10 protein-coding genes are annotated in these 12,409 nt (G+C 64.5%); 3 read left to right on the top strand and 7 right to left on the bottom strand.

Features of this window, described 5'->3' with window-relative positions; translation table 11 throughout:
• Positions 1–98 precede the first annotated feature (98 nt).
• A complete protein-coding gene (locus tag BMW89_RS10055) occupies positions 99–2,021 on the top strand; it encodes a peroxidase family protein (RefSeq protein ID WP_143062736.1) in 1,923 nt (640 codons plus the stop codon).
• 41 nt (positions 2,022–2,062) lie between these two features.
• Positions 2,063–2,455 (top strand): hypothetical protein, encoded by a 393-nt coding sequence (locus tag BMW89_RS10050; protein ID WP_092025248.1) that lies wholly within the window; start codon positions 2,063–2,065, stop codon positions 2,453–2,455.
• 12 nt (positions 2,456–2,467) lie between these two features.
• On the opposite strand, the gene BMW89_RS10045 is transcribed toward BMW89_RS10050, so the two are convergent.
• Both BMW89_RS10045 and BMW89_RS10040 read right to left on the bottom strand, forming a co-directional pair.
• Entirely contained in the window at positions 2,468–4,486 is a 2,019-nt protein-coding gene (locus BMW89_RS10045; RefSeq protein ID WP_092025245.1) for a BTAD domain-containing putative transcriptional regulator, read from the bottom strand.
• Positions 4,487–4,612: 126 nt separating this feature from the next.
• On the bottom strand, positions 4,613–5,956 hold the full coding sequence (locus BMW89_RS10040) for a YcaO-like family protein (RefSeq protein WP_177195949.1): 1,344 nt from the start codon (positions 5,954–5,956) through the stop codon (positions 4,613–4,615).
• Between the two features lie 198 nt (positions 5,957–6,154).
• On the opposite strand from BMW89_RS10040, the gene BMW89_RS10035 reads away from it, so the two are divergent.
• A complete protein-coding gene (locus BMW89_RS10035; RefSeq protein ID WP_143062735.1) occupies positions 6,155–6,631 on the top strand; it encodes a hypothetical protein in 477 nt (158 codons plus the stop codon).
• A gap of 15 nt (positions 6,632–6,646) precedes the next feature.
• Here BMW89_RS10035 and BMW89_RS10030 read toward each other — a convergent pair whose 3' ends face one another.
• The 5 genes from BMW89_RS10030 to BMW89_RS10010 are packed head-to-tail and all read right to left on the bottom strand — an operon-like array spanning position 6,647 to position 12,403.
• Entirely contained in the window at positions 6,647–7,618 is a 972-nt protein-coding gene (locus BMW89_RS10030; RefSeq protein ID WP_177195948.1) for a Bug family tripartite tricarboxylate transporter substrate binding protein, read from the bottom strand.
• A gap of 57 nt (positions 7,619–7,675) precedes the next feature.
• Positions 7,676–8,806: an iron-containing alcohol dehydrogenase gene (locus BMW89_RS10025; protein ID WP_092025233.1), complete on the bottom strand. Its 1,131-nt coding sequence runs from the start codon at positions 8,804–8,806 to the stop codon at positions 7,676–7,678.
• Between the two features lie 14 nt (positions 8,807–8,820).
• The gene (gene pdxA / locus BMW89_RS10020) at positions 8,821–9,858 is read right to left on the bottom strand and encodes a 4-hydroxythreonine-4-phosphate dehydrogenase PdxA (protein ID WP_092025229.1); all 1,038 of its coding nucleotides are present in this window, start codon (positions 9,856–9,858) and stop codon (positions 8,821–8,823) included.
• On the bottom strand, positions 9,855–10,961 hold the full coding sequence (locus BMW89_RS10015) for a four-carbon acid sugar kinase family protein (RefSeq protein ID WP_092025226.1): 1,107 nt from the start codon (positions 10,959–10,961) through the stop codon (positions 9,855–9,857). Before BMW89_RS10015 ends, pdxA begins: the two co-directional genes overlap by 4 nt.
• Positions 10,958–12,403 carry an FAD-binding oxidoreductase gene (locus BMW89_RS10010; RefSeq protein WP_092025223.1) on the bottom strand — a complete coding sequence of 482 codons (1,446 nt, stop codon included), beginning with the start codon at positions 12,401–12,403 and terminating at the stop codon, positions 10,958–10,960. Before BMW89_RS10010 ends, BMW89_RS10015 begins: the two co-directional genes overlap by 4 nt.
• Positions 12,404–12,409 lie beyond the last annotated feature (6 nt).

Here is a 12,409-nt window from a genome sequence, read left to right as displayed (position 1 = left end):
CGCAGCATAGGCCGGCGGAGCGAAGCGAAACGTGAATGGCCCGTGAATCCGATATGATCTCCTGACAACGTGAGGGCGGGCTGGCCCGCTCACCGCGCTTGCGCCACTCACCACGGCACATCCGGCCGACGGAGCACAGCTCGTCGCTCCCGAGCCGGATCGATTCACGTTCAAATCACGTTGCTGAAAATAGGATTGCCCGTGACTTTGGGAGGTCAACAATGGGCAGACATGGTGGCGGCTTCTCCATCGCGCGAGAGCAACTCGGCGGTGACACGGACGCAAGACGGGCCGGGACCGGCGACCACGAATTGTCTGCCCCGTTGAGGGCCGACGCATTACCGGCTGGAGCGTCCGCCCCACCCGCGCCAGGCATTTCAGGCTTCCGGCATTTCCTGTCCGACCTCGACACATTGCCGCTGGAGAAGCGTTTCAAGGTCGACGGCGACGATCCGCTCAGAACCGACGAGAGCAAGGAGCGGCTGCGGAGCTTGATGGAACGACTGGCCAGACGCATGCTCGTCGCCCCGGTGTGGGAGGGCGGCCAAGGCCCGCTCGAAAATGCCGACATTCCCGCCGGATATACTTATCTCCTCCAGCTGGTCGCGCACGATCTCGTCCAGACGTCATTCCCGCTGTCGGTGCTCGAAAATACGGCAACCGGCGTGCGCAACGACCGGGCCTACCGGCTGAAGCTGGATACGATCTATGGCGGCGGTCCCGAAGTATGCCCGTTTGCCTACGAAGGCAGGCCGAAGGCCGCGCGCTCAAGGCTGCGTCTGGGCGGCGGCGGGGTCAACAGCGATGATCCGGTCGCGATGAATCCGAAGGGCCGCGACATCGCGCGCATTGCCTGCCCCTGGGATCCGAACAGCCAGCCGCAACGGCTGACCGATGTCATGATCGCCGACCAGCGCAACGACGATCATGCGATCCTGTCCCAGCTCACGACACTGTTCCACCATCTCCATAACGGTCTCCTGGCCCGGCTCTCCCCGCCGACGGCCGGCACGACCGAGTCCGACACGGCCGCGACCTACAAGGCATTTCTCTGCGCACGCGGCGCAGCCACGCTGATCTATCGCCACATCATACGCCGTGACGTGATGCGCCGGGTCCTCAACCGCAAGATCTACAACAGGTACAATGTCGATCAGCCTCACTTGCTGAGTGCCTCTTCCGCGCAGCGGCCCTCGCGTGGGTCGTCGATACCGTTGGAATTCACGCATGCCGCGTTTCGCTTTGGGCACGCGATGGTTCGCGACAGCTACCAGATCAACCCCGCCAACACCTTCGCGCTCGGCGAGGTGCTGCGCGCGACATCCTATTCCGAGCCTGGCAATATGCCGTTGCATCGGAAATGGATCGCGAGCTGGTCGAACTTCTTCGACGTGCCGGGCAGACCTCGACCGCAATCGAGCATGCGCATCAGCCCTCATTTCAGCGGCCAGCTCTACGACAGGACGCTGTTTCCTCCGATCGTGCCCGACGGCGCATGGGGCCTCGCGTACAGGGATCTGATGAGCGCCGCTTTCGCCGGCCTGTGGTCGGTGAACAGCCTTGTCGACGAGATCCGATCGCGCCAGCCCTCCCTGATCGGCAGCGATCCGCTGCTTGAAGATCACGGCTACCGCGTGGCGCAGCTGCGGGCCTGGCTCGAGCAGAACCGCGGCGAGCTGACCGATGCCGACATTCAGACCCTCGCAAACGACCCGCCGCTGTCCTTCTACATTCTGTTCGAAGCAGCCGCGGGCTCCAATGATCCGGCGAGACAGGGCAAGACACTTGGCACGCTGGGCTCGATCATCGTTGCCGAGGTCGTGTTCGGGGCGATGCTCGAAGGCAGAATACCGGACGAAACCGCATCGAGCACTCTCAGAGAGGCGCTCTCCCGCCTGTCGTCGCGCATCTACGCCGCCAACCGCCTCGACTTCGTGCCGGAGCTCGACAACATGGGCGACCTCGTCCCGTTCGTCGCCGACATCGCAAACCTGCGAGATGCTGATCCGACGTTTATTTGACAGCCGGCAATTCCGCCGGTCGCATACCAAAGGAGATTGCCATGCAAACCGAGATGTTCGATATCGTGAACTATGACGTCTGGGGCGACCTCGTGAAGAAGTGGGCGCGCGACCCGACGACGCGCCCGGCCACCATTGCCGACTTCCAGAAACAGCTCGACGACTACGGCGTGATAGCGAAATTCCCTCGCCCGTTCACCGAGATCAACTTCATCCAGCCCAGCTACAAGGACGGCACGCTGCTCATCAAGCTGCCGGACGCCGAGGTGCTCGCCGAGACCGAAAAGGCATTGATGGGCTCGGCCAACTATCCGCTGCCGCTGTTCTACACGGACGACATGAAGGACAGCAATTTGGAGAACGACACCCCCGACGGCAGGCTGCTCTTCCATTCCAAGAGGGTCGGCGAGTACACGATCAAGTTCTGCGGTTGAGCCGACGCGTGCTCACCAGGCGTGATGCCTGAGGTCGACAACCGAAACGCCTGCGCCGCCTAATCCATCGCGCAGGCGCTCCCAATCCTCGCGTCTGGCAATCGGATGGGCATGGAGCAACCAGAGTGCGATCTCCCGATCGTTGGGAGGTTTGCCGAACCACACCGCGCGGATGCCGTCGAGGAACTTCCTTGCCTCGAGGCGAGCCTCCTCCGTCCTTCCCAGATGAAACAGTGCGGCCGCCTTCCAGCCAGGGAGCGTTTTCGCCACGTTGCTGGCGCGATCAATCCCCTCGATCGCTTCCTGGTAGTTGCCTCGCATGAATTGGAGCACGGCCCTATAGGGCCAGTGCAGCGGCGGCGGCGTCCACGATACCTTGAGAGCTTCCGCCACGAGCTCGGTGCCACGCTCGAAATTGCCGCAAAAGCCCTGGCAGGAGGCCGCCGACAGCAACGTCCAGGGATCGTTGCCGTTGAGCTCGCAAGCGAGATCGATATGGCCGCTGGCGTCCGAATATTGCATCAGCATCGCCTGCGACCAACCGAGGCAGAGCTGAGCCCGGGAATCGACGGGGTCGAGCTGCACCGCTGTTCGGGCAAGCTCCAGCGTGGACCTCGCCTTCGTCAAATCGCGGAACAGGCCGGGAAAGACCAAATGCTCGGTGTTGTTGAGTTGAACCAACGCGCTGTAGCAGGGAGAGAAGTTTGGCGCGACATTGATCGCCTTGGTCAGCAGCGCGATCGACTCCCGCCAATTTTCTGCGCTGAAGCTGCCAAAACTCGCCTGCGCGCGAAGCCAGCGGTCATATATGTCCAGCGACACGTCCGGCGCGGTGGCCACGCGTGTCAGCCTCTCGGTGGACAGGTAGACGTTCACCGACAACGCCGTGCGCTGAACGATCCTCTGCTGTACCTGGAACCAGTTCTCGAGCTTCAGCTCGAACGTGTCGCTCCAGATGTAGACGCCGGTATTGGTCTCGCGCAGCGTCAGCACCATGCTGATCGTGTCACCGGCCTGATAGGCGGTTGCCGCCACGCTATAGCGCGACGCTGCCGCACGCTCTCGCGACTCCAGCGGCTGCTGCGCGGTGCCATCTCCGACATACCACTCGCGAAATTTGGTCAGGCAAGCGATGAGGTGATGGCGGAAGCCTGTCACGAGATGGACGCGATCGGCGCTCACGCCGTTCATGCTGAAAGGATCAACCAGGATCGCGATCTTGGCGGCCGTCCGGGACAATGCCGGCGATTGTCGCGGCACCTCGTCGGCAGACGATGCCGGGGCGCCGTCCCGCAACCCGAGTTCGCCCGCGATGGACACGACCTCGCCCTCGAAATGACCGTTCTTGATGTCGGCGATCAATTGCTGGGTCTTGGCCGAGGGCTCCATGCCGTATTCTTCGTCGAGGATATTCCACAAGGTCCTGTAGACGCGGAGCGCGCCGGACAGATCTCCTTCCTCCGCGCGCGTCTGCATCGCGTAGCGGCACGCCTCCTCGTGGGTCGGGTCGAGGCTGAGGATCGCCTCCGCCAGTTCGCGCCGGTTTGCCGCGGCAAGCTCGACGTTCCTGAGGCCGCCCTCGAGGGCACGCAGAATTCGGTCATGGAAGGTCTGCCGCTTGGCGAGAAGCCAGACGCGGAACGAAGGGTCGATATCGTCGAGCCCTTCGAGGAGCGTCTCCATCAGTCCGGGCGCACTCATCAGGGCTGGATGCGCATGTTGGGCTTCGGCCTCCCGCAAGGCGTCCCAGAGATCGACTTGAAGCCGATCGCGCTCCAATTCGACGAGCATCTTTTCGATCTGCAACCCGTCATATCCCGCTTCCAGGAACGTCTCCCGCAACTCATGGAGGACCTGGCGAAGCGATGCACGCGCCTTGTACTCGTCGGATTCGCTCCACAGCAGCCCGACCAGACGCTCACGCGTTTCCTGGTGGCGGTCCGTCAGGGCCAAATAGCCGAGAAGCGCACGCGACTTTCGGCTCTTGATGCGAATGTCCCGGCCCGCGAATGCGACTGACAGGCCGCCCAAAACAGAAATTGTCAGGCTTTCGCGCGGCTTGGGAATTCCACCGTCCCTTGCAAGGGACTTCGAGAGAGGTGCTCGAGCGCTCAAATTCGATCCGCCTCGATAAACCGCACTTACGAAGTGCGGCAACTATAACAAACTGACCCCGCGTGTATAGATGTCGCCCCCGCCGGTCCGGCTTCGCGCGGACGCCAGGCGTTCGGTCGCGACTTCGGACGGCTCCATCTGGAGCGCCGGCGCGGCGATCCGCACGACCGGAATACCGAACATGGGGCGGGTCAGATCGATGGCAAACGTCTCGACGCCTCTGGCCGACAATCTCTCGATCAGTGCGTCAAGCTGACGCGCCGGAGGGGCGGGGCCGAACTCAGCAATGGGACGGGCCGGCGCGACCGGATGCAGCAATTCGCAGCTCGCCACATCGATCAGCGTACTGCGGGCGACGTGGCGATGATCATATTCGTTCAACGCCGCCTCGCCTCCTTCCCGCCGCTTCTGCTCCACGACGGTATAGGCCAACTCCATCTGGCACATCTCCATCAGCGCGGAGCGGACCGCAGTCTCGATGCTCAGACGGGCCGCGAGTCCGCAGGCGAAGCCTCGTCCGTCGGCGCGGCAGGACATCGCGACGATGCAGGGAGTGTCCATGTCGGTGGTGATGTCGAGGAGCCAGGTCCTCCTCGTCGTGACGCCCCGGCGTGCTTGTGCGACCAACGCTGAGGCCGTCGCCATCGCATGTCCTTCGAGCGCAACCAGCCGCCCGCGAACGCCGCCGCGCCACCAGAGACTGGCGGCATCTCTCTCGACCAGCTCGAGCATCCCATGCAATGCGGCCGCCTCAAACGAAGGTCCGGCCGCACAGCCCGAGCTCAGGCTGAATGGCGGCGTGAGCGCGCTCCGCTCCGGCGTGCGTCGCAGGCAAAGGTCCGCCGGAAACGGCACCGACCGGCCGCTCGATAGCTGCGTCGCATCGATCCAGTCGACGTCGCTATGCGCCGACAACCGCATGACCTCGGCGAGGACCGCCCGCGATGCGGGATCGAAGCCGGCAAGACCATCTTCGATCGTGCCGCGCTGAAGCCGATCCGACGCCGTCTCGAACTGCGAGAGATACTCGACCCCTTCCCCGACACATGATTCGAACGCCTGGCGAAGCGACAGACCGGCGCCGGTCGCGCTCAAGCGAGCCTGATGCGAGAAGGTGGCATCGACACCGGACGCGCTGATGTCCGCGCCGAAGAACACCACTCCCGGCGCGTCACGGGAGACCAGCTGGAAGACATCGGAAAATCGGGCCGCTGCCTGGAGTAGCGCAATACGATTCCGCGTCTCTGATGCCTCCGCTGCGCCCGGCGGGACATATTCGAGTTTCTCTAGAATGGCATCGAGGTCGCCATCGCCGCCGGACATCGACGGACCCGCCAGATATGCGGCCAACCGTTCGAACTGACTGGTTGCGTTCGGTGCGTCCATCGGTCGAGTTCCACTACCCCGGCAGGGTACAGGTTCGCCCCCCAGCATGCCATTAAGGCCCGGCGAAAGGTCGAAGAAATCGTGCGAACTCATCGCAACCGTGCGAATTCACGCTGGCTTCACGCCCCGGCATGATGATCCGGACCGACCGCAATGCTTTAGATGGCCGGTATGTGGAAAAATGGTTTTGTCGTTGCAATGGCTGCTGAATTCTCCTTTGCAGCCTATCACCGACCGATTGCGATCCGACGCAAGACCCGGCGATGGATCATCGTATCGCGCTGCGGTCCAAGCTCGGAATTCGTCACCATCGCAAGTGCGGCCGGCAAGGTCGAGCTCGATGCCGACGCCCCGATCGGCCTCGCGCCGATCAGCACGGCCGTTGGCGTTCTCCTCTCGGAAACGGCAGAAGAGATCACGTTCCTGATGGTTCGGCAGCAGCCGACCCATTTCCCAATCGCGGGCACATTTCTCCCGACCGACGGCTATTGTCGGATTTTCGAGTCACAAGATACGCTTCAACTGCGAAGCGAAGGACGCCACGCCCACAGCGCGAGGCACCCCGATAACCATGCCCGCTGCGACATCCCGAATCCCTCGCCGAACGCGCGGCGCGCGCTCGGCTGGCACGTCGAGGCTGTCAGGCACAACTGGATTGGCGAGTTCATCAGCTGAGCGTCGAGCCGCTCCCTACTCCAGCTTGATGTTCGCCGCTTCGATCACCTTCTTCCAGCGAGCGGTTTCCGCGGCGATGTAGACCTTGAATGGCTCCGAATCCACCGCGACCGCGGTGGCGCCGAGCTCGGCCATCTTCTGCACCGTCTCCGGCTGCTGCATATAGGCGCGGATCTCGGCGGAGAGCTTTTCGACGATCGGCTTCGGCGTGCCCGCAGGCGCGAAGAAGCCGTGCCAGGCGACAGCCTCGAAGCCCGGCAGGAATTCGGCGACTGCGGGGACTTGCGGATCGAAGTCTGCACGCTTCGGCGTTGCAGTCGCCAGCATCGCAAGCTGGCCCGTCTTCACCTGCGGCAGCAGCAGCGGCACGTTGTCGAAAGCGAGATCGATCTGGCCGCTGAGGAGATCCGTCAGCATCTGGCTCGACCCTTTGTAGGGCACGTGCACCATCTTGGTGCCGGTCATCTGCTGAAACAGCTCGCCCGACAGATGCTGCGAGGTGCCTACACCGGCCGATCCGAACGAGACCTTGTCCGGGTTCGCCTTCAGATAGGCGATCAGCTCCGGCACGGTCCGCGCCTTGATCTTGTCGGGGTTCACCACGAGAACGTTGGGCACGACGCTGATCTGGGCGATCGGCACCAGATCCCTGTCCGGCTGGTAGCTGAGCTTCGACCCATAGAGCGTCGGGTTGATCGCGAGCGCGGAGGTGCTGGCAAGGCCGAGCGTGATGCCGTCAGGCGCCGATTTCGCCAGCCGCGTCACACCGAGGATCGAGCCGGCGCCGCCGACATTCTCGACCACGAAGGGCTTGCCAAGCTTCATCTGCAAATGGTTCGAGACCATGCGCGCGAAGATGTCAGCGGTGCCGCCGGCGGCGAAGGGAACGATCACCGTCACCTGCTTGGACGGATAGCCGTCCTGCGCCTTCGCCGGCGACGTCGCCAGCAGCATCACCGAAGCAAGAACAAGCCACATCGATCTCATCGAAGTTTCCTCTACATTCACTGTTTTGTTGATTGGCTGCCGGGCGCCGCGGACGTGCTAGAAAGCGACCTCGTACATGTTCAGGATCGCATCGCGGCTCAAATCGCGCGGGTTGTTGTCGAGCAGGCGGCGAATGGCGTGCGCCTCGTCGGCCATCACGCCGAGATCATTTTTGGGCACGCCGAGCGCGGACAGCCGCATCTCGATGCCGAGATTCTTGCAGAACTCATACGTCGCGTTGAACGCGAGCTTCGGATCGCTCTGCTCAGGCAAGCCGAGCGCCGCCAGCACTGCCACTGTCTTTGCCTCCGCCGCCGGCATGTTGAAGGCCAGCGTGTGCGGGAAGATCACGGCGCAGGCGAGCCCGTGCGCAACGTGATGGCGCGTGCCAAGCGGATAGGCCACGGCATGGCCTGCGGTGGTGTTCACCGGTCCGAGGCAATAGCCGCCATAGAGCGAGGCCAGCGAAAGACCGGCGCGCGCCTCGCGGTCGCCGCCATCAGCCACCGCGCGCGCGAGATAGCGTCCGACCAGCCGCGCACCCTCGAGCGCATAGAGGTCGATCGTCGGATGCGCCTTGCGGCTGGTATAGGCCTCGACGCAATGCGCCAGCGCATCGACGCCGGTCGCCGCGGTGATCTCCTTCGGTACGGTCATGGTCAGGTCGGGATCGACGATGGCGATATCGGCCAGCATGAAGCGGCTCTGCACCGCCTGCTTGTTCTGGCTGACGGGATCGGTGACGAGCGCACGTGTGCCAGCCTCGCTGCCGGTGCCCGACGTGGTCGGGATCTGCATCAGCGCCACGCTGCGGCCGGCCACCTTCTCCGGCCCGACGATGTCGGCAAAGGGCACGTCACTCGTGCACATCACCGCGACCAGCTTGGCGAGATCCATCGCGCTGCCGCCGCCGAAGCCGATCACGAGATCGGGCTTGGCCTCGCGCGCCATTGCGACCGCCTTCTCGAGATTGGGCAGGTCCGGCTCCGGTTTGACGTCGCCGAACACTTTTACGGCGCCCGGCAGCGCCAGCGCATCGACGCGGCGCGCGTTGAACGGATCGGAGATCACCAGCGGCCGCTTGGCGCCGATCCGTTCGGCGAAGCGCGCCGCAGCAGTGATCGTGCCGTTGCCGAATTCGAGGATGGTGGGACGTTGGATTTCGATGGGCGTGAAAGCGTTGGTCATAGCTAGGCTCGATCTCATGACTTCGATGCGGAGGCGCCGGCGGCCAGCCGTTCGGCATAGTCGATGGCCTCGATCAGGCTGTGCTCGTTGGCGATGCCCTTGCCGGCGATATCGAAGGCCGTGCCGTGATCGACGGAGGTGCGGATGATCGGCAGGCCAAGGGTGATGTTGACGCCGGAGAGCTCCTGCCAGCGGCCGGTCGCGGGATCGACCTGGAAGCCGAGCAGTTTGACGGGGATGTGCCCTTGGTCGTGGTACATCGCGACCGCCGCATCGTACTGGCCCGCGCGCAGCTTGACGAAGATGGTATCGCCGGGCACGGGGCCGACGACGTCGAGGCCGTCGGCAACCGCTTTGGCGATCGTCGGCGCGGACACGTCGATATCCTGCCGGCCGAACAGGCCGCCCTCGCCGGCATGCGGATTGAGCGCGGCGATCGCGATCTTCGGCTTGGCAATGCCGAGCCGCAGCAAGGCACCGTTGGTGAGGTCGATCACCATGCGCAACCGCTCCGGCGTCAGACGCTTCGGCACGTCCTCCAGCGCGACATGGGTCGAGACATGGCTGACGCGCATGTTGCCGTGGGCGAGCAGCATCACCGAGCCGCGCACGCCGGTGAGATGCGCCAGCATCTCGGTGTGCCCCGGGAAGTGATAGCCGGCCTTGTTGAGCGCTTCCTTGTTGAGCGGTGCCGTGACGATAGCTCCAGTCCGGCCAGCCTGCGTCAGGCGCACGCTCTGCTCGATCGCCTTGTAGGCGAAGCGGCCGCCATCGGCACTGAGCACGCCCGGCTTGATCGGATCCCCCTCGGCGTCGGCTTGCAGGTAACAGAGATTGGGCCATTCGCGATCGTCGGCAGTCACTTGCGGGATCGCAACGTTGACGCCGAGTGCTGCCTTCGCGCCGTCAAGCGCCGCACCGCTGCCGATGATCAGCAAGCGCAGATCGCCCGTTGCGATCCGGTCCTTCAGCCCGATGCAGGCCTTGATGATGATTTCCGGCCCGATCCCGGCGGGATCGCCCATGGTAATGGCAAGATGACGAGAAGTCATATCGGACTCTCCATTCTGAGCAGATGATTGTCCCGGAGCAGGTCGCGCCACAGCTCGCTGGGACCGAATGCACCGGATTTCGAGATGATGTCGACGCCGGCCCACCGGCCGCCTTGCAGCACCGAGCGCGGCAGTCCCGGCACGATACGACCCGTCACCTGGAGCGCATGCGCACCGAGCGCAACGCATACGGCCTTCAGGGTCTCACCGCCAGCGACGATCAAGGTGCCGGGCGGATCGAGTGTCGCAATCAGCGTTGTCAGCTCGCGCGCGATACGCTGCGCCGCTTCGACGCGCGACAGGCCATCCGCGAGTGCGAATTTCACCAGCGCCACGCCGTCGTCAACCAGCTTGCGCTGGACACGTGCCGCGCCCTCGCCCTCGGCAAGCGCGATGGTCGCCTCGCCACACGCCGCGAGCTGTGATGCGGTGGCGGCCTGGTCGGAGCCGAACAGCCCCAACACCGGCAGCTTCAGTTGTGACGGCGCGGCAGCACCGTGACCGCGGGCAAGCGCGCCGGCCAAGCCTCCGCTTCCGCACCAAAGCAACGGCCTCGGCATGCGCCGTGCCATCTCGACCACGCGGTCGAGATCAAGATCGCTCTCGGCGTCGAACACCTGAACGCCGCCTTGCGACAGCGTATCAGGACCGCCCGTCCGCGCCTCGATTCCGTCCTGCCTCAATTGATCCAGCAGATTGTCGCCGACGCGATGCCACTCGCCTTGCACCGTGCGCGCAAATTGCTGGCCACCGGCGGTGCGGCGCCCCTGATAGTCGAAGGCGGGTGCAACCACGCAGGACGCCCAATGGCCGCTGCGCAGGCAGGCGCCGAGCTCGGCCGCCCACGCTCCACGCAAAAGGCTGTCGACCTTCTTGTAGGCGATCGCCGCCCCCTGAAGCTGCGGCGCCAGCCGTCCGACGATCTCGAGGCTCTCGGCCTTCGATCGTTCACGGGTACCGCTGTCGATCGCGAGGCTGCCGGAACGTTGTGCCGCCGGCGCCTCCGGCCAGGTGACGTCGAACGGCCCGCACAGGCCAACGAACTCCGCCGCGGTGTCGAGCGCACCGGTGAGATCGTCAGCGAGCAGGCGGACATTCGTCATCGTCCCGCTGCTCCCTCGCCAAAAATCTTGCCCGGATTCATCAGGCCGTTCGGATCGAGCAAGCGCTTGATGTCGCGCATCAGCTCGATGTCGAGCGGATCGGCGACGCGGGCGAGCCGGCCGCGATTGGTGATGCCGATGCCGTGCTCGGCGCTGATCGCCCCGCCCTGCGCCGCGGTCTCGTCATCGACGATTTCGTTGATCACAGCCACCAGTGCGGCAGTCGTGTCCGGGTCCTGGCAATGCACGCGGTCGATCAGGGCGACGACATGGATGTTGCCATCGCCGATGTGACCGTGCATCACGACGTTCGCATGTGGCACCGCGGCCTTGATCCGGGCTTCGACATTGTTGACGAAGGCCGCCTGGCGCTCCAGCGGCACCACGCTGTCATGCGACACCACGTAGCCGCTGCGCTTGTTGCCTTCGGACACGCTGTGCCTGACAGCCCAGATCGCCTTCGCCTGCGCGAGATTGGTTGCGAGGACTACGTCTTCGGCGAGCCCGGCTTCCATTGCTTCCGCCAGCACCGTGGCAAGCGGCTCGTCGAGATCGACGCCTGCGAGCGTATCGGTCAGCTCGACGATCAGATACCACGGCGTCGTCAGCTCGAAGGGCACGGTGACGTGCGGCACCGTCGCGGCAATCGCCTCGATCTGCGAGCGCGACATGATCTCCAGGCTGCCGAGCCGGTCGCCAACCGCACCACGCAGGCGCGACATGATCTCCAGCGCCTGCTCGACGCCTTGTAGTTTCAGCAGCTCCAAAGCCGAGCTGCGCGGCGGCGCGAACAGTTTCAGCACCGCCGCGGTGACGATGCCGAGCGTGCCCTCCGCACCGATGAAGAGCTGCTTGAGGGCGTAACCGGTGTTGTCCTTGCGCAGCGCGCGCAGGCCGTTGAAGATTCGCCCGTCGGGCAGAACGACCTCCAGGCCGAGCACGAGATCGCGGGTAGGGCCGTAGCGCAGCACGGCCGTACCGCCGGCATTGGTCGAGATATTGCCGCCGATTTGGCAGGAGCCCTCGGCGCCTAAGCTCAGCGGGAAATAGCGATCGACGTCCTTCGCCGCATTCTGCACCTCGGCGAGGATACAGCCGGCCTCCACCGTGATCGTGTTGGCAAGCGGGCTGACGTCACGCACGGCCCGCATGCGATCGAGCCGGATCACGACATTGCCCGCGCGATCGTCAGGCGTCGCGGCCCCGCACATGCCGGTGTTGCCGCCCTGCGGCACGATGGCGAGCCGCTTCGCCGCGCAGAACTTGACGACGGAGGCGACCTCGGCGGTCGAGCCGGGCCTCACCACCGCAACGGCGCGGCCGTGATAGCGCCCACGCCAATCCACCACATAGGGTTCCTGGTCCGGCCCGGACGCGATGACGTATTTGTCGCCGACGATGTCAGCGAGCCCGGTCAGCGCATCCTCGAGAGAACAGGACATCGGATC

The sequence above is a fragment of the Bradyrhizobium sp. OK095 genome, assembly GCF_900109945.1.
Lineage (GTDB): Bacteria > Pseudomonadota > Alphaproteobacteria > Rhizobiales > Xanthobacteraceae > Bradyrhizobium.
The sequence above is the reverse complement of the archived record's forward strand: the minus strand, read 5'-3'. Positions and strand labels throughout refer to the sequence as shown.

Coding starts and splice junctions, on each gene's coding strand:
- pdxA (WP_092025229.1), bottom strand. CDS start 9,858: ATGACTTCTCGTCATCTTGCCATTACCATGGGCGATCCCGCCGGGATC.
- BMW89_RS10025 (WP_092025233.1), bottom strand. CDS start 8,806: ATGACCAACGCTTTCACGCCCATCGAAATCCAACGTCCCACCATCCTC.
- BMW89_RS10050 (WP_092025248.1), top strand. CDS start 2,063: ATGCAAACCGAGATGTTCGATATCGTGAACTATGACGTCTGGGGCGAC.
- BMW89_RS10010 (WP_092025223.1), bottom strand. CDS start 12,403: ATGTCCTGTTCTCTCGAGGATGCGCTGACCGGGCTCGCTGACATCGTC.
- BMW89_RS10040 (WP_177195949.1), bottom strand. CDS start 5,956: ATGGACGCACCGAACGCAACCAGTCAGTTCGAACGGTTGGCCGCATAT.
- BMW89_RS10030 (WP_177195948.1), bottom strand. CDS start 7,618: ATGAGATCGATGTGGCTTGTTCTTGCTTCGGTGATGCTGCTGGCGACG.
- BMW89_RS10035 (WP_143062735.1), top strand. CDS start 6,155: ATGGCTGCTGAATTCTCCTTTGCAGCCTATCACCGACCGATTGCGATC.
- BMW89_RS10015 (WP_092025226.1), bottom strand. CDS start 10,961: ATGACGAATGTCCGCCTGCTCGCTGACGATCTCACCGGTGCGCTCGAC.